Origin of the sequence: Chitinophaga silvisoli (assembly GCF_003412465.1) — a bacterium.
Lineage (GTDB): Bacteria > Bacteroidota > Bacteroidia > Chitinophagales > Chitinophagaceae > Chitinophaga > Chitinophaga silvisoli.
Genome location: NZ_QTJV01000014.1, coordinates 139433 through 157115, shown reverse-complemented (window position 1 = coordinate 157115; position 17683 = coordinate 139433). Strand labels below are relative to the sequence as shown.

General features: G+C 44.2%; 13 protein-coding genes and 1 tRNA gene. 10 read left to right on the top strand and 4 right to left on the bottom strand.

Annotation, left to right across the window (positions count from 1 at the left end):
* The first annotated feature begins 273 nt into the window (after positions 1 to 273).
* Positions 274 to 2664 (top strand): ABC transporter permease, encoded by a 2391-nt coding sequence (locus tag DXN04_RS29195; protein ID WP_116856957.1) that lies wholly within the window; start codon positions 274 to 276, stop codon positions 2662 to 2664.
* Positions 2665 to 3099: 435 nt separating this feature from the next.
* Here DXN04_RS29195 and DXN04_RS29190 read toward each other — a convergent pair.
* Positions 3100 to 3170, bottom strand: a tRNA-Cys gene (locus tag DXN04_RS29190).
* Positions 3171 to 3263: 93 nt separating this feature from the next.
* Between DXN04_RS29190 and DXN04_RS29185 the strand changes: the two genes are divergently transcribed.
* Both DXN04_RS29185 and DXN04_RS35490 read left to right on the top strand, forming a co-directional pair.
* Positions 3264 to 4145, top strand: a complete 882-nt coding sequence (locus DXN04_RS29185; protein WP_116856956.1) for a nucleoside phosphorylase — start codon at positions 3264 to 3266, stop codon at positions 4143 to 4145.
* Between the two features lie 249 nt (positions 4146 to 4394).
* Positions 4395 to 5369: a GNAT family N-acetyltransferase gene (locus DXN04_RS35490; protein WP_233525713.1), complete on the top strand. Its 975-nt coding sequence runs from the start codon at positions 4395 to 4397 to the stop codon at positions 5367 to 5369.
* Between the two features lie 165 nt (positions 5370 to 5534).
* Here DXN04_RS35490 and DXN04_RS29175 read toward each other — a convergent pair whose 3' ends face one another.
* On the bottom strand, positions 5535 to 6440 hold the full coding sequence (locus DXN04_RS29175) for an EamA family transporter (RefSeq protein ID WP_116856955.1): 906 nt from the start codon (positions 6438 to 6440) through the stop codon (positions 5535 to 5537).
* Between the two features lie 369 nt (positions 6441 to 6809).
* Here DXN04_RS29175 and DXN04_RS34960 point away from each other — a divergent pair, with 369 nt between their 5' ends.
* The 5 genes from DXN04_RS34960 (at position 6810) to DXN04_RS29155 (ending at position 10715) form a co-directional block, all read left to right on the top strand.
* Positions 6810 to 6956, top strand: coding sequence for a hypothetical protein (locus tag DXN04_RS34960; RefSeq protein WP_158569225.1), 147 nt, complete (start codon positions 6810 to 6812; stop codon positions 6954 to 6956).
* A 184-nt stretch (positions 6957 to 7140) separates the two neighbouring features.
* On the top strand, positions 7141 to 7902 hold the full coding sequence (gene cysQ, locus DXN04_RS29170) for a 3'(2'),5'-bisphosphate nucleotidase CysQ (protein ID WP_116856954.1): 762 nt from the start codon (positions 7141 to 7143) through the stop codon (positions 7900 to 7902).
* 116 nt (positions 7903 to 8018) lie between these two features.
* Positions 8019 to 9017, top strand: coding sequence for a response regulator (locus DXN04_RS29165; protein ID WP_116856953.1), 999 nt, complete (start codon positions 8019 to 8021; stop codon positions 9015 to 9017).
* 84 nt (positions 9018 to 9101) lie between these two features.
* Entirely contained in the window at positions 9102 to 9911 is an 810-nt protein-coding gene (locus DXN04_RS29160) for an adenine nucleotide alpha hydrolase family protein (protein ID WP_116856952.1), read from the top strand.
* 24 nt (positions 9912 to 9935) lie between these two features.
* Positions 9936 to 10715 carry a universal stress protein gene (locus tag DXN04_RS29155; RefSeq protein WP_116856951.1) on the top strand — a complete coding sequence of 260 codons (780 nt, stop codon included), beginning with the start codon at positions 9936 to 9938 and terminating at the stop codon, positions 10713 to 10715.
* Positions 10716 to 10808: 93 nt separating this feature from the next.
* Here DXN04_RS29155 and DXN04_RS29150 read toward each other — a convergent pair whose 3' ends face one another.
* A complete protein-coding gene (locus DXN04_RS29150) occupies positions 10809 to 12335 on the bottom strand; it encodes a SusD/RagB family nutrient-binding outer membrane lipoprotein (RefSeq protein ID WP_116856950.1) in 1527 nt (508 codons plus the stop codon).
* A 12-nt stretch (positions 12336 to 12347) separates the two neighbouring features.
* Positions 12348 to 15716, bottom strand: a complete 3369-nt coding sequence (locus DXN04_RS29145; protein ID WP_116856949.1) for a SusC/RagA family TonB-linked outer membrane protein — start codon at positions 15714 to 15716, stop codon at positions 12348 to 12350.
* Positions 15717 to 16029: 313 nt separating this feature from the next.
* On the opposite strand from DXN04_RS29145, the gene DXN04_RS29140 reads away from it, so the two are divergent.
* Both DXN04_RS29140 and DXN04_RS29135 read left to right on the top strand, forming a co-directional pair.
* Positions 16030 to 16578 carry an RNA polymerase sigma factor gene (locus DXN04_RS29140; protein WP_116856948.1) on the top strand — a complete coding sequence of 183 codons (549 nt, stop codon included), beginning with the start codon at positions 16030 to 16032 and terminating at the stop codon, positions 16576 to 16578.
* Between the two features lie 56 nt (positions 16579 to 16634).
* The gene (locus DXN04_RS29135; protein WP_116856947.1) at positions 16635 to 17642 is read left to right on the top strand and encodes a FecR family protein; all 1008 of its coding nucleotides are present in this window, start codon (positions 16635 to 16637) and stop codon (positions 17640 to 17642) included.
* Positions 17643 to 17683 lie beyond the last annotated feature (41 nt).

Here is a 17683-nt window from a genome sequence, read left to right as displayed (position 1 = left end):
ATGAAGATTTAGCAACACTTTTCAAATGCTAATGAACTTTTGAAAGTCCTAAAGAAGATACACCCCAAAAGCAAACCATTGTTCCCAGGGGTTGTATGGAAATGATTTTTCATTATGGCGATTTAACCTGCTTGCCAGCGCGCAAAAGAACGCACACTGTCCGTTTCCGGACAATTAATTATTTTATACTATTTGTTAGCTGCCTGAAAATAAACCTCATTAACTATGGCATAAAAGCTGTTGCTAACAGTTGGCTTTAAATGCTGTACCTCTATGAACAATATTCGCTTTGCCTGGCGCAACTTGCAGAAGGATAGATTTTATTCCCTCCTGAATGTAGGCGGTTTGGCACTTGCCATCGCCGCTTCTCTTTTGATTATTCATTATGCAAGATTCGAATACAGCTATGAAAACGTTCATGAAAAAGCGGAGCATATTTATCGCGTAACGCTCGATCTGTACAGGGGAGGGGAATATGTCACCACCGATGCTGAAACCTATCCGGCCGCAGCTCCTGAGTTAAAACTCAGAATACCTGAAATTGTGGATTATGCAAGGATGGAGAATCTTAAAATGAATGAAGTGAGCGACGGGGAAAATAAAGCTTTTCTGATAGATAAAATATTCGCGGCCGATCCCGCTGTTTTCTCCATTTTTAACTTTCAATTCATCCAGGGAAATAAGCAAACGGTGCTGAGGGGGGCCACGGATGCTGTTATTACGGAAACGATAGCAGAGAAATTTTTCGGAAACAGGAATGTGCTCGGCCAAACATTAAAAATTAGAGGGCATATTGTAACCATAAGAGGCGTGATCAGAGATGTACCGGAAAACACGCACTTAAAAATAAATGTGCTGCTTCCTTTTTCGTTTATTGAAAAATTTGGCCATAAAGTAGATAGCTGGACAGGCAATAATAACTACCTGTATTTGCAACTGTCTCCGGGCGTTGATCTTACTGCCTTTAATCAAAAGCTTAGGAAATTTTCTGAAGAAAAATTGAAAAATGAAGTATTCACAGCGGAACCTATCAAAAAAATACATTTGTATTCTCATAAAGAATTCGAACCGGAAATTAATGGTGACGCAAGAACGGTAAATTTTCTGCTGGTAATTGCCAGCCTGATCTTGCTAACAGGTTCTATTAATTATGTGAATTTAACCACAGCCCGGTCTGTTGAAAGATCTAAGGAGGGTGCCATCCGGAAAGTATTGGGTTCCTCCAGGTTATCGCTCATCCAACAGTTTCTGGCAGAATCGCTATTGATCAATATACTGTCATTTGTTCTGGCGCTTATCATCATTAAAATAGCAGCGCCCATTTATCTAAACCTGGTTGACAAACCCTCCAACACCAGCATTTTTAGCGATGCTGGTTTCTGGATCATGAGCATCGGGTTATTTGTTTTCAATTGTTTGTTATCAGGATTGTATCCTGCCTTTGTATTATCGGCGGTAAAGCCTGTGAGCGTGACCAACAGAAGCTTTACTAACACGCCAAAGGGAAGCTGGTTGAGAAAAGCGCTGGTGGTCAGTCAATTTTCAGTAGCCATTATAGTGCTGGCAGCAGCCTTGATCATATATCAACAACTTGTTTACCTCCGTAGCCAGCAAATAGGTATGGATATTAAACAAACACTGGTAGTAAGATGCGCCGGAGGAGAATGGGATTCTTTGAGTTTGCGGCATAGAATGGCATTTAAAGACGAGTTACTGGGAATACCTGGCATTAAAAAGGTAGCCTGGGCGGGCTCGGTTCCCGGCCTGGATAAAGGATTTATGAATACAAATAATGCGATCACAAGGATGGGAGACGAGATGCATGCGGGATTTAATTATTATCACTATGTTATTGACGCTGACTTTATTCCGGTTTTGGGAATTACTATGGTAGCTGGTCGCAATTTCTTTCCAGGTTCAGAAAACAAGCATGATGTCATCATCAATGAAGAAGCTGCCCATTTGTTGGGATTCCCCTCAGCTGCAGCCGCTATAGGAGAAAAAATTACACTGCAGTCTGACAATAGCAAGTATCACACGATAGTAGGCGTGATGAAAAATTACCGCCAGCGGTCCTGGAAAGAAGCCCAGATGCCTATGATCCACTCTTATGATGAGAACCCTCCTTATGGCTATTATTTGCTAAAGATGGATGGGGGTAATATCCGCGCCGATCTTACTGCCGTTGAAAAAACCTGGCAGTCGTATTTCAGCGGTCACCCGTTCGACTATTATTTTATGGATGAAATGTACGACCGCCAATATAAAGCAGATATCCGGTTTGGTAAAATTGTCAGCATATTCTCAGCATTCACTGTCTTCATTACCTGCCTGGGCTTGCTGGGATTGACCGCCTACAATGTCAGCAGACGGACTAAGGAAATAGGTATCCGCAAAGTACTGGGTGCCAGCGTAGCAGGTATAGTGCAATTGTTGACAAAGGATTTCGTAAAACTGATACTCATAGCTATTATCATTGCCACGCCCTTATGCTGGTGGAGCATGAACCGATGGCTGGACGGATTTGCTAACAGAATTACCATACAGTGGTGGATATTTGCAGGAATAGGTATACTGGCAATTTTGATTGCCGTGTTAACAGTAAGTTTTCAATCCATGAAAGCGGCGCTAACTGATCCGGTAAAAAGTCTAAGAACCGAATAACATTTATGCTGACAGGAATTTTTCTATGAGTAATTGTATGCGTTTCACTATATCATTACTGCTTTTCCTTAGTTTCCTGTTCCAGCAGTCAAATGGAATATAGATTTTTGTGTGACAAACTGTCCTTTCCTTCAGGCTAACACAATACTGAATACATATTGGGTGTCCTTTCTGTTTATACGATAACGCGTATTACAAATCAATTTCACCGGATACATACATAAATATTGGGACAATTCAATGAGGCTAACGGGGCCGGCTATTCTATTAATTAATTAACCAACAACCATTTTTTGTCGATTTATGTATATGAGGTCTAGGTAAAGCTAAGTCTTTACTTCACCGGAAGGGTATTATAACTTTCTGCAAATCACCCCCTAACTGTAAATTGATACAAAAAAAAAGAGATCACATTTCTGTGATCTCAAGTTCCAGAGGTATCGAGCGGATTCGAACCGCTGTAGGAGCTTTTGCAGAGCTCAGCCTAGCCGCTCGGCCACGATACCATTTTTTTGTTTGCCCCATCAATTATTGGGATGGCAAAAGTAGTAAATTTCTGATATTTGCCAAATATTTTTCAAACTAAATATATTTTTTTCATGGAAAATAATAGAATTGCAGAATCCGAACTGATCCTCAATAGCCGCGGAGCCGTGTACCATCTGGATGTGAGACCCGAGGAACTTGCCGACACCATCATCACCGTAGGCGACCCGGATAGGGTAGAAGTGGTGAGCAAACATTTTGATAAAGTGGAGGTGACCCGTCAACACCGGGAGTTTGTCACCCATACCGGTTATATCGGTAAAAAAAGAATCTCCGTGGTTTCGACCGGTATCGGTACAGATAATATCGATATCGTGCTGAACGAACTGGATGCCCTCGTAAATATAGATTTTAATTCCAGAACGATAAAGCCGCAGCTTACTGCCCTGAAAGTAATCCGCCTGGGTACCTCCGGATCCCTGCAGGCAAGCGTACCTGTGGATAGCTTCGTTGTATCTTCTCATGGCCTGGGCCTGGATAACCTGTTGCCCTGGTACCAGTTTGAGAACACCGCAGCAGAAAAGGACCTTTTGGCCGCTTTTAGCAAGCAGGTAATTATCAGGGAAGGAAGCGCAAGTCCAACTCTTTTTAGCGCCTCTGAGGCCCTTGCAAATCAATTTAAGGATGGATATCATGCCGGTATCACTATTACCTGCCCGGGATTTTATGCGCCACAGGGTCGCGCACTGAGAGGCAAACTTTCTCACCCCGACCTGCTCGATCAGCTTACTGCCTTCAAAGACGGGGAGCATTTTATTTCCAACTTCGAAATGGAGACCTCCGGGATCTATGGCATGGGTAGGATCCTTGGCCACGATTGCCTGTCCATCAGTGCGATTGTAGCAAACAGGGTGAAGAAGGAATTTTCTAAAGACGGCGGTGCCGCCGTGGAGACTTTGATCCAAAAATCTTTGGGTATCATCGAGAAATTATAAACATTAATCCTTGGGTACCATTGAGAAATTATAAATATTAACCTTTAGGTACCACTGAGGAATTAAAGACATTAACCTTTGGTACCACTGAGGAATTAAAAACATTACTCTTTGGATTCCATCGGGAAATTATAACCATTTACAGCTAGGGGGACAATCGTTCCCCCGGTGTTAACGGCTGATTTTCATAAATTTATTTCCATTTATGTATTTAACTACGTAGTTTTGCGTAGTTAAATACATAAATGCATGCCCATAGAAATCCAATGCTTAAATAACACCCATTCCCGGCAAATCATCGATCTGGTTTTGAATATCCAGCAAAAAGAGTTCAACATTCCTATAACAATCAGCGACCAACCGGATCTTTTGAATATCGAAGACTTCTATATCAAAAGCGGCGGTAATTTCTGGGGCGCATTCATTAATGGTGAATTGGCTGGCACCATTGCCATGGTGAAATTTGATTCAGGTTCCGCGGCTATCAGGAAAATGTTCGTAAAACAGGCATACAGGGGCAAGGAACTGAATATTGCGCAGAAATTGCTGGAGGGCCTGATTGCTTTTTGCAAAGAGCAGCTAATTCATCATTTATATCTGGGCACAGTCTCCATATTAAAAGCAGCACAGCGTTTTTATGAGCGCAACCAGTTTCAGCGGATTGAAAAATACATGTTGCCGCCCAGGTTCCCCTTAATGAGCGCCGATAACGTTTTCTATTCACTGGATCTAAATCCGGCAAAAACCAACGTGATCAACGAAGTGGGAGTGCTGGCACTCTCTACCAGGCTACAAAGGCTCAGTGAACAATTGCGCAAAGATGGTGCAGCCATCTACCAGCTCTTCGATATTGATTTTGAACCTAAATGGTTCCCGGTCATCTATACCCTGCACCGGAAAAAAATGATCAGCGTCGTTGAACTGGCAAATGAAATAGGCTATACACATCCATCTACCATTTCTTTATTGAAAGAGTTGGAAAAACAAGGCCTTATTAAATCGAAAAAGGACAGGCAAGATGAACGCAAACGATTCATCCTGCTAACGCCAAAAGGGAATGAGCTGGTTGAAAAAATGAGCCCGGTATGGAACGTAATAGGCGGCGCACTAGCCGAAATCGCCAATAATGAGCATAATTTGCTGCAGGCAATAGAGCAGGCAGAAGAGAAAATTGCAGGACAGTCGTTCCTGCAGAGAGCGATGCAACTTAAGAATGGAAGGTGATATATGAATTAACTCCCTTAGGTGAGGCGATTATTCACTGCTATCCATACGACCGCGCAATGGGAGAAAAACACAGAGAGGAATTGGAGCAGTTGATGATGAACTAAACCCCGGAGACGAGTCCGGGGCTTGCAATTCATTATAAACATCCAAATGTAAACATATCTAATTCCCCTCCGGCACCACCCTAAACTGCATCAGATTATTCAACGCCACCCCCACAACTATCACCGTTATCCCAATCGCCTGTCCGCCCGTCAACGCCTCCCCGGCTATCAAGGTCCCCGCCAGCACCGCTACTATCGGGTTAATAAATGTATGCGTACTCACCATCGCCGGTGGTTTTATTGACAAAAGCCATATAAATGACAAATGCGCCAGGATCGACCCAAAAAAGATCAGGTATACCAGCGCACTCCATGAAGCCAAAGGAATAGCCCCCCAATTGATAATCTGCCATTCCCCTTTCATCGATGCTATCGCCAGACTAATCACACCCCCAATAAACAACTGCTGTGACACATTCATCAGCAAAGACGCCTTCGTCGGCTTCTTGGAATGAAACGCCCCCAGCACCCATACTATCGTTCCAAACACCATCACCATAAAACCTACCGTCCTGCCATGATCCATGCCCGCCTGCACTGCCAGGCTATCCTTAAAGAAAATCAGCAAACCCGCAAAACCGATAATAATGCCCAGTACAGAGATCTTATTAGCAAAATAGTACTTCCAGCTTTTCTTATCAATCAGCATAAACCAGAATGGCTCCAGCGCCGCCACAATAGCCGCCTCTGTAGAGCTGATATATTGTTCCGCATAGGTCAGACTCCCGATCCCCATCGTCAGGATCAATACCCCCGAAATGCTGTTCTGCTTCCAGGTGTCCAGGTGTACAGGTCTTTCTCCCTTATACATCAGCCATGACAACAACAATACCCCTGCAGTAGTAAACCGGAGTCCTAATAAAATAAATGGCGGAAAACCCTTAAGCGCATACGAAATGCCTAAAAATGTGGTACCCCAGATAATGTAAATGCATAAGAATGCTGAGATTTCTTTCAGTTTCATGAAAAAGTTGAAATAGGTATCCCTTGCGGGATGCAGATAAAATAAATAAAAGAGAGTGTAAATATGAATAGATCAGAACATCAGTAACCGGGTAGTTACATCTGGTGTCTTAAGACGGCTGTTCTGAATGCAAATTTCATGTTGGAGAATTTGCGCAAAGGTAGGAGCTGAAATTGAATATTGCAAATGCTTACCAACAAAGAAGCGTACTATTTTTATAAAAATGAGCCCTGACTTAGCGTTAATGCTATTTAAAAAAATGAAAATCAATACTATAGATCCCCTGACCCTAATCAATCCCCCCATTGAGGACCATCATTCCCCACCATCCATCCCCATCCTAACTTCATATCGTAAACCTGTACAATCATGAAAAAGTACATCAAAGCAATCTCCTTTATTGCATGCCTTACAATAATTGGAACCACTGTCAACTTCTTATTAACTAAAACCACCAAGGGCAGAAAAGTCGCTGCTGGCTACAAAACCATGCAGTGCCTCGACGTTCTTGAATAACATGATTTCAATGACAATAATGATTGATTGATTCCTCCTGAAGATGTGATGGTCATTATTGTTTCCGGAGCTAAATCTGTGGTACTTTGAATCGCTAAATGCTTCGATTGAAGTTCATACAGCATTTTGTTCCAAAGGTTACAAGTGGGTGGATTTCTCTACCCACTCTTTTTTATCTTTGCGCATGATCAAACAATTATTAGCAACCGCAACGGAAGCTGCCTATGCCGCCGGCAAGGCCATTTTAGCCGTGTACGAATCAGATAATTTTGATACGCAACAGAAAGCAGACGAATCACCCGTCACCGCTGCCGACAAGGCTGCCCATTCTATCATCAGCGAATATCTTACCCCCACTCATCTCCCCATCTTATCAGAAGAAGGTCTGCACCAGGATTATCAAACCCGGTCCCAATGGGAGTATTTCTGGCTGGTAGACCCCCTCGATGGTACAAAAGAATTCATCAGTAAAAATGGAGAGTTCACCGTCAATATTGCCCTGATCCATAAAAATAAGCCCATAGCCGGTGTAGTCTATGCCCCTGTATTGGGCGACTTATATTATGGTAGCAAAGAAACAGGCGTATATAAGAATAATATCCTCATCAACCCGAAGAAGGAACCTGCCACTTTACAGGACTTATTAAATAAACCTTCCATCACCATCATTGCCTCCCGCCGGAATCTGACAGACGAAACCAAAGACTTCATCGCCCAATTCTCCCATGTCAGCCTTACCTCTATGGGCAGCTCCCTCAAGTTCATGCTCCTGCTCGAAGGCAAGGCCGATCTGTACCCACGACTCTTCCCAACCATGGAATGGGACACCGCTGCTGCTCATGCCATCTTAAATGCATCCAATCGGGGCATATATCATACAAACGGCAACGAAGAACTTACTTATAACAAGGTTAACCTTAAAAATTCCTATTTTCTGTCATATTAATTCCATTAGCTGATATTTATCATAGATTGTTATTTCCTTAGTAGTTGACAGCAGTCAATTAATAGGTCTGCGATTGTGCGTAGTTTTGAGTGAACTCAAAAAAAATCCACAGCTGTATGTCTACTATTCTTGTTATCGAAGATAACACTGCTGTACGGGAGGAAATTGTTGAAATACTTGGGCTGGCAAATTATACGGTATTAGAGGCAGTTGACGGTAAAGAGGGGATCTTGCTTGCAGAAGAAAAACATCCTGACCTTATTATTTGTGACCTGACACTTCCTATATTAGATGGGTTTGTCGTCCTCCAGGTGCTAAACAATAATAAGGAAACCAGTAGTATTCCATTTATTTTTCTAACTTCCAGGTCCGACCGGGCGGAGGTTCGGAGAGGAATGGACCTTGGTGCAGACGACTATATTACCAAACCCTTTGAATCTTCGGAACTGTTAAACTCGATTGAATGCAGACTGAAAAAATCTGCGGTTAAAAAAGGCAATGTCCTGCTGGACGATCCATTGCAAGACCTGATCAAAAACAGGAATGTCCGCTATTACAAAAACAAACAACTCATTTACCAGGAGGGTAATCATCCTTCCTGCCTGTTCTATATCCTTAAAGGAAAAGTCAAAACATTTAAAGTATGCGAAGATGGTCGTGAACTGATCACTGCTTTATACAATGAAGGCTTCCTCGGGCACGTGGCGCTCATCAACAAAACCTGCTACCATGAAAGCGCGGAAGCGGTAGATGATGTGGAGCTCGCCGTGATACCCAATGCAGACTTTGACCGTATGGTCGCAGAAAACAATTATGCCCAGGGGCAACTCATTAAAATTCTCGCTCAGAACGTAGACGATAAGGAAGGGCAATTATTGAAAGTGGCTTATGATTCACTAAGGAAAAAGACGGCAGACACCCTATTGGCAGTTAATAAGAAATACAACAACGAAGGCATCCGCATCAGCAGAAGCAATCTCGCCGCACTGGCAGGCGTGGCCAAAGAATCCTTTGCCCGCACCTTGTCAGACTTCAGAGATGAGCAACTGATTGATATCAAGAAAGGAGTCATTTTTATTCTGGACGTAGATAAACTAAGCAGGGTCATTTATTAGATTGATGACCGTCATATTTTTTACCGGTCGTTTTAATGAAATTGAAGGCGTTCCCCAATTGTTCATTTCTTAATTCAAAAAGCCATGAGAAAAGTAATAGTTGCCTTTGATGGCACACATTATTCTAATGGAGCATTTGGATTGGCTAAAAGATTGAATGAAAGTGAAAAGATCCTATTGGTTGGCGCCTTCTTACCTGAACTTGATTTTTCAGGCTTAGGGTATGTATTCGGCGGCGGCGGACTCTATGTTCCATTACAGATTGAAATTGATGAAGACAAGGTAGATGAAAATATTCAACGGTTCGAAGATGAGTGTGTCAGGAATAATATTGAATTCCGTGTACACAAAGATCATTCGCCGTATGCCATTTCGAAATTACAGAAAGAAAGCAGGTTCGCAGATCTGATGATCCTGGGGAGCCAGAAGTTCTATGAGAATCTCCGGCTCGAAGTACCCAGCGAATACCTGCGCGACATCCTGCATGATACAGAATGTCCCGTCATCGTGGCACCGGAAAAATTCGACTATCCGGAAAATGTCATACTTGCGTATGATGGCACCCGCTCATCGGTCTTCGCCATCAAAATGTTTTCTTACCTCTTCAGCGATCTTTGTGATTGCAATACTACACTGGTGTATGCTACGCTGAAACACCAGCCGGAAATGCCGGACGAAGATTATATGAAAGAGCTGGCCTGCCGGCATTTCAAAGATCTTACCTTTCTGCAGTTAGAACAGCAGGAGATGCCCGCATTCCTGGAAGCTATCTCCAAACCCATGCTGGTCACAGGCGCTTTCGGGCGCTCGGGTTTGTCCAATTTATTTAAGAGAAGTTTTTGCACCAGTTATATTTCAGAGTACAGGTATCCTGTATTTATTGCGCATAAATAAAGCGTTATTTTAAATTCCAAGGTTATGAAAAAGATAGTGGCTGTTTTCGACGGGTCCAAATTTAGCGACAGTACCCTGCAATATGCAATCAGAATGGGCTTGCAGCATAATGCAACCATTACAGGTGTGTTTTCTGAAAAGATGGAGTTTGCATATGCCGGTGGGGGAGGACGTAGAAATATGGATGGCTCTATGCAATTTGAACGTGCCTGCCAGCATGCAGGTATTCATTACAACGTGCGCCGCGGCAGCGATGCCGTTACGCAAAGTATCCTTAAAGAAAGCAGGTATGCAGATATGCTGCTGATAGATGCCAGCGAAACGATGAACCCCTTCACGGAAGAATCGCCTACGCCATTTGTAAAAGATATCCTGACGAATGCAAAATGCCCGGTTTTATTGTTACCCAGGCATTTTACCGATGTACGGAAGATCTGTTGGCTGTATGACGGCTCCCCTGTTTCAATCTTCGCTTTTAAAATGTTCTCCTATATCCTGCCAGTGTTCAATGCATTGCCATTGAATGTAGTCACTGTGCAGACGGCGAATCATACCCGGGAATTGCCTTACGAAGGAATGGTGAAAGAGCTGATAGAGATGCATGCCCCACAGGCACATTTCGTATCGCTGAAAGGACAACCGGAAGTGGAAATAGCACATTACCTGAGAGAACAGGCACTGGAATCCCTCGTGATTTTAGGAGCCTACCAGCGAAATGCTTTATCTATGTTGTTCAGGCCTAGTATGGCCGATGTATTGGTGAGAGAGCACCAATGGCCCTTGTTTATAGCACATAACAAGTAAACAAAGAGGTTGTATCAAAAGTAAAATTTCCGGGGTATAATTCCCTTAAATTTTACTTTTGATACAACCTCTGTTTTTTATGCAAAGCCCCGTTTATTTCAACAACCACATTGCTGCACTCGGATCATCATTCCCCCCATATTGATCTGTCAAAGCCTTCGTTACATTCTTCGCATTATAATCCAGCTCCTTCTGTGGGTACATCCATCTTAAAGGAAAGGAAGAAGCAGGTGTATTCAGGTTAGTAGCCGTGTTCAATGTAAACACCGGGTACCCTGTACGCCTGTTTTCATACCAGGCATTATAATCTGAATTCTGGAAGAACCCTGCTATATATTTCTGCGTAATGATCTGTTTGATCTGGTTCTCCACACTACCTGTCAGTGCTACTGTAGCGGGAAATGCATTGATGTATGCCTCATCCAGCGCCATACCATGTGCATAGCTTGCCGGAGCATAATTAGCCAGGAAGTTCATATGCCCCTTGATACCATTAGCATAGTAAGTCTGCGCATCTGTTCCTGAAATCCAGCCACGCACAGTCGCCTCCGCCAGGATAAACTGGATATCCCAGTAGTTCAGCAGGCCTACAGGTTCCGCATTGTACATCTGTTCATAACGTTTATTTACACGACAGGCTTTGCCCGTGTTATTATTCGTTACAATAGTACCCAGTTCATCAGCCGGATCTATACCCAGGTAAGCATTATAATCAGCCGCCGTTAAACCTGCGGAAATTTGTGCAGGAGAAGGCTCTGCCATATAAAACACACGCCTGTCTGCCGTAGCTTTCATTGGGTCCAGGAGATAAGAGGACAGCACCGGGTAATCCAGGAAGGAGTTCAGCTGTGCGGCTGTATTACTCCATGGATAGGCATAACCTGCAGAAGCAGTATAGGTCACTGCGAAGTTGTCTTTGAAATCCCTCATCAGCGGACGTGCTGCCACTGTCTTAAATTTATTGATCACATTCAGGTCCGCATCAGTTGTCTTCTTAGAGAGATTAATCAATACATACAGCTGGAAACTGTTGGCCAGTCTTCTCCATTTATCTACATTGCCACTGTAGATGAAATCGCCGGAGAAATTCACCCCATTGGTCAGCAGCGAATCTGCCTGATCCAGTTCCCTCAGAATACCCTGGAACACTTCTTTCTGGGTATCATATTTGGCCTGTATCACTCCTGTAGATCCCTGAATCGCCTCTGAGTAAGGAATATCACCTACCTGCATGGTCGTCTGGAAAAACTGCCAGGCACGGATGAAGTGGCCAAAACCATCATAGGTATTTTTCAACTCAGTCGTAGTGGCATTCTTAATCATCGGTGCCACATCACGCAGTACCAGCAATCTGCCGAAGTCTACTCTTACCATTTTATTGTACTGGTAATCACTCACCTTTTCTGTCCAGCCAATGTATTTACCCAGGGTATATGGCTGACGGAAGTTGTTATTGAATGATATATCGCTGGATGTCACCGAAGTGAGGATGTTCGTTGCCAGCCATTCTGATGAAGCGGATGTCGCTTTATCCGGATTGGTGTTGATGTCGTCGAACTTTTTAGTACAGCTGCTTAAACCAATGGCAATCGCCGCTATTAAAGATATATGCTTAGTCATGTTTGTATATTTTTAGAAGCCAACCTTAACGTTTACACCCACCATGCGTTGCGCAGGCGCATTCATGTTTTCTGTGTCTACATCCGGATCTGAGTATTTGAATTTGGTGAACAGGAAGAGGTTCTGCCCTGTCAGTGCCAGGGAAGCATTCTTAATGCCTGATTTACCAAACCATGTCTGTGGCACCATGTAGGCCAGTGAAATCTCACGCACCTTTACAAAACTCTTGCTCATTACCCCGTTCTGGTAGGAGTTACCCCATTTACGGGCATAAGCCTGGTAACTTACGGCTACGTCATTGGGTGCATAGGTACGGGTATCGCTGGTAATCTGTCCGTTGTTATCATAGGTGGCGGTACCGCTTACGACCTTCACACCATTCCCTACATAATTTTTCAGCCCATTCACGACTTCATCATAACGGTGGTTGTTGTCTGTTTCCGGATTGGAACCCGTATCAAACATCTTTGAATAGATATAGTCATACATCTTACCGCCTATACGACCGTCGACACTGATGCCCAGTGTCCAGTGACCGTAAGTGAAGTTGTTGATAAACCCGAATACGAAGTTAGGATCGGTATAACCATATTGTTGTGTATAGCTGCTCAGCATTGGCAAGCCACCCTGGTGAATCACATTGCCCTGCGGATCTCTGAGCGCCTTTTCTGTATAAGCTAATACATCTTTACGGCCTCCTTTTTTAGTCCACAGGTTCTTGGCAGAATATACCGGGTCGATGTCTACAAAGTACCTGTTCTGCGTAGAGAAGTTCAGCATAGAATTCCACATGAATTTACCTTTCTTCATCACGGTACCATCCAGGGTAATTTCCACACCACGGCGGGCATAGGTCTCTTTCGTATTGATCAGCGTAGTGGCATAACCTGAAGATGGTGCCAGTGTCTGGGAGATCTGGTTGTTGTAGTACAGCTTAGTGAAGTAGGCCACATCCACATGCAGGCGCTTGCTGAACAGGTAAGCTGCGGTACCGAATTCCCAGGTCCTGGTAGTAGTCGGAAGCAGGTTGCTGCCGGAGAGGTTATCAGGAGTTGTTGCACTCAGTGTACCCCAGCTGTTATTGATGGTATAAGCCAGGTTATTGGCATATACATCCAGTGGTGTCTTGGTCATGGTCCATGAACCCCTGATTTTCCACAGGTCGATCCATTTAGGCATTTGAATGAACTCGGACATCAGCACGCTCGTAGCTACAGAAGGGTAGAAGTAAGAACGTGCATCTTCTGCCTGTGTAGAGCTCCAGTCGTTTCTGCCCGTGATATCCAGGAAGACAGCGCTGTTCCAGGAGAGGGTGGCTTTCGCATAGAGAGAGTTCGTTTGTTTTGCCCAGGTACCGTAGTTGTTCACGATACCATCTACGCCGGCAGTGGTAGAGGGCACTGCATTGGCCAGGGAATACCAGCCGGGTACTGCCAAACCGTTCCTGGTCTTAGCACCCTGTTCCCTTTGTTTGTAATAGAATATGCTCGCACCGCCGAGGGCATCGAAATTCCATTTTCTCACCTGCTTGTTATAGGTCAGCAGCAGGTCGCTGTTGATACTGTTTCCCCAGCTCTGGTTCTGGCCGTATAAACCTTTGCCGCTCCAGTCGAAGCCAAATGTATTGCCGATGGTAATACCCCTGGTAGAGTTGATGCCGGCAGGGTTGCGCACGATATCTTCATTCTTGTAATAGTCATAACCGTTCCTGAACATGAGCTTCAGATCTTTTGTGAAGTTGTAGGTCATGGACAGACTTGCATTCATTTTATTCTGCTCAGTACTTCTCAGTTTTTCATACGCTATCAGGTAAGGGTTATCGTACCAGGATGTGTACAGCCAGTTTTGCTTCTGGTTAGGAGTTACCCAGTAGTCTTTATACTGACGGATATCGTAATCCGGGCCGGTCCACATGAGGAGCTGGTAGATATAACCCTGCTGGTTATATGCACTCCCCCAGAGCTGGGGAGCGGTGGTACGGGTATATCCCATGTGGCTTTCGAGGGTGAATTTGTCACCTGCTTTCAGTTCGCCGCTCATGGTATAGTTAATGATGTTGAGCTTCTGGTTGGGGAACTGACCTTTATTATAGATGTGGTTCAGCCCTGCCCTGAAGAAGCCATTTTTGCTACCCCTGGTTACGCTGATGCTGTTGTTGGTAATAGCACCTGTTTGCATGAAGTGCTTTAGGTTATCTTTCCCGCTTGATACCAGTGGCATGGTTTCATTCTGTTTGGTAACAGGATTCCATTGCGTGGCTGTCTGACCGATGTCCAGCTTTGGACCCCATACATAGTCGGTAGCGATTTTGCCATCCAGGCCATGACCATAAGAAGACTGTACTTTCGGGATGGCGAGGTAACCCAGGTTAAACATGGTGGTGCTGTTAACATCTATGCTCAGGCTCTCTTCCTTGCTGCGTTTGGTGGTAATCATCACCGCACCTGCTGCTCCACGGGAACCGTACAATGCCGCAGCGGTAGGACCTTTCAGCATGTTGATGCTTTCGATGTCGTCAGTGGGGATATCACGCATAGTCATATTTCCATATGGTACGCCATCGATCACCAGCAGGGGTGTTTCACCACGCATTTCCAGGGTAGGGGTGCCGTTGAACTCAGTGGAGTTCTTGACATTCAAACCGGATACGTGACCAGTTAGGGATGTACCGAGGTCTACGCCTTTTACAGTCTGCAGGGTATTCCCTTTTACAGATTGCACGGCATAACCCAATGCTTTTTCATCACGCTTTACACCGAGGGCGGTTACGACTATCTCGCCCAGTTGCTTGTTGGAACCCTCCAGTTTTACATCAATGTTGCTACGCTCGCCCACCACTTCTTCACGGGTGGCGAAGCCGATCATCGAAAAAACCAGGGTGGCCTGCTGGTTGGCTACGGTGATAGAATAACTGCCATCAGGTTTCGTCATGGTACCATTGTTGGAACCTTTTTCCATGACGGTCACATTCGGTACCGGCAGCGTGCCATCGGTCACGATACCGCTTACTTTAATCTTTTGCACAACGGGAACAGGTGTTTTTTCCTCATTACTTACATTTTTGGAGGGAGCCTGGTATTCTCCTACTCTGTCTTTTTCTACAATGGTGTAGTAATTAGGTTTTACGTACAGAAATACAAGATCGTTAGGATATAAGATTCCTTTTAAAACGTCTTCCAGCTTCTTTCCCCCAAAGTTGCTGATGTTGTAGGTGGTGGTTTTTTTCTTTACTACCTGCGGATCGTAGACAAAATCAGTTTTGTACTCGCGGGTAATTGCTTTCAAGGCATCAATTACAGGGACAGCTTTTTGTGCGTACGTCTGACCAGCTACAGCCAGCAACAGTACCACAAGTAACCGCTTAAAATAGCGCAGCGTCATAGTTGTCGTTTTTTTTCGTTTAAATAAAGTGGAACTACTCCTTTTGCAGATGAAGTGTGTGAGACTGAAAAAATTACCCCACGCTTTGGTAATTATTTCGCTGCATTAACGAGTGTACAAAATACACGTATTCTTTTTTCTGCTCATTTAAAGCAGCACAAGATAATGACAATCAGAATGTTGTGGTAATAAAATTTATTTCTCCTGCAAAGCTCGGTAACAATTAGTTAACATAAGAGCCTATCTTTAAAATGGGTGGTATTTATTTTTTGATAATTTTGTGTCCTTATTCCACAAATCATTTATTTCAAAGATGGACAATCCGGTTTTTAAGCATATTATGAATGGCGATATCGAGGCCTACTCCGGATTGTACAAAGAATACTACAAGCGGTTTTATAATTACGGCAGGAAGTTTACCACCAATACCTACCTGATAGAAGACAGTATCCAGGAGGTTTTCCTGGACCTGTGGAAAAGGCGGGAAAAGCTCTCCCATGTGGATTCGCCCAATTTTTACCTGTATTCCTCCTTCCGTTACGTGCTTATCAGGAAGATCCGGCAGCACGAAAAAATGGTCTTTAATCAGTCTGCCGATGAGGACTATGAATTCTCCGGTGAGCACGTGATCGTCAATAATGATTTGAGCGAAGAGCTGCAGATCAAATTACAAAAGGCCATCAAAACACTCACGGGCAGACAGCTGGAGGCGATTTTTCTCATGTATTACGAAGACCTGTCCTACAAGGAGGTGGCATCCATCCTGAATATATCAGTAAAAGCGACCTATAAGATCATGGCCAGGAGTCTCTTAGCATTAAAAGAGAAGTTTACCATCTTCTTTGTATTATTTTTTGTTTAAATTTTTTTTAACCGTGTGGGGTAAAATCGGCGCTCCCTTGTACTATACATATTAGAATGAATAAAGAAGCCATATCAAACAGATATCTTCACTTTAAGGAAAGCGATTTCCTGACGGATAGCTATTTCCTGGAGTGGGTATACCGGCCGTCGGCGGAGCTGGATGCGTTTTGGCAGCAGGTGATCAACACCGTTCCTCAGCAAAAGGAAACCATTGCGAATGCCCGCCTGTACCTGGAGAATCTGTCGTTTGTAACCCACACGCCTGCAGATGAAGCAATAACCGCCAGTTGGGAGAAACATTTAGAACAGATCCAGGCTTTGCCGGAAAGAAAACCGGCCATCCGCCGCATCCTGCTCAGGGCAGCAGCAGTAGTAGCCGGTGCCATCGTGATCGGGGGTACCTGGTTTGTGCTGCGCTCTGGTAATAATAGCCAGCTTGTAGCCCGCACCGGTTTTGGGGAGCTGAAGCAGGTTATGCTGCCCGATGGGTCGCAGGTAGACCTGAATGCCAATTCCAAAATCACCTACAAGGATAGAGAGGTTTGGCTGGAAGGGGAAGCGCTGTTTAATGTAAAACATATCAACAGCAAATTCCTGGTGCATACCAAAGGCCTGACGGTCACCGTACTCGGAACAGTCTTTGATATCAGGCAGCGGCGCAGCAAGACGGAAATCGTATTGCAAAGCGGTAAGATCAGGCTTAGCTTCGCCAATGGCAGGGAGCAGGATATTATTATGAAACCGGGCCAGATTGTCTCCTATAACGATAAGGAGGAGCAATCAGTGACCGGCAATACATCTCCTGAAAAGTTCAGTGCCTGGAAAAATCAGCGCCTGCTTTTACAGGATCCAAAGGTGAGCGATATCCTTATTTACCTGGAAGACAATTTTGGAAAGAAAATAATCATGGAAGATCCTGCACTGAACGACAGGATGGTCAACGGTCCTATTCTTATTTCTTCACTGGATGATGCACTCTTTGTGCTCTCTACCGTGCTGAATACAGAGGTAATAAAACGTGACAGTACGACTATCGTCATGCGTTCACGTAGTGAGCAATAGATTTTTTTTTCTTTTCATGGGGTAAGTTTGCGGCATCTTAA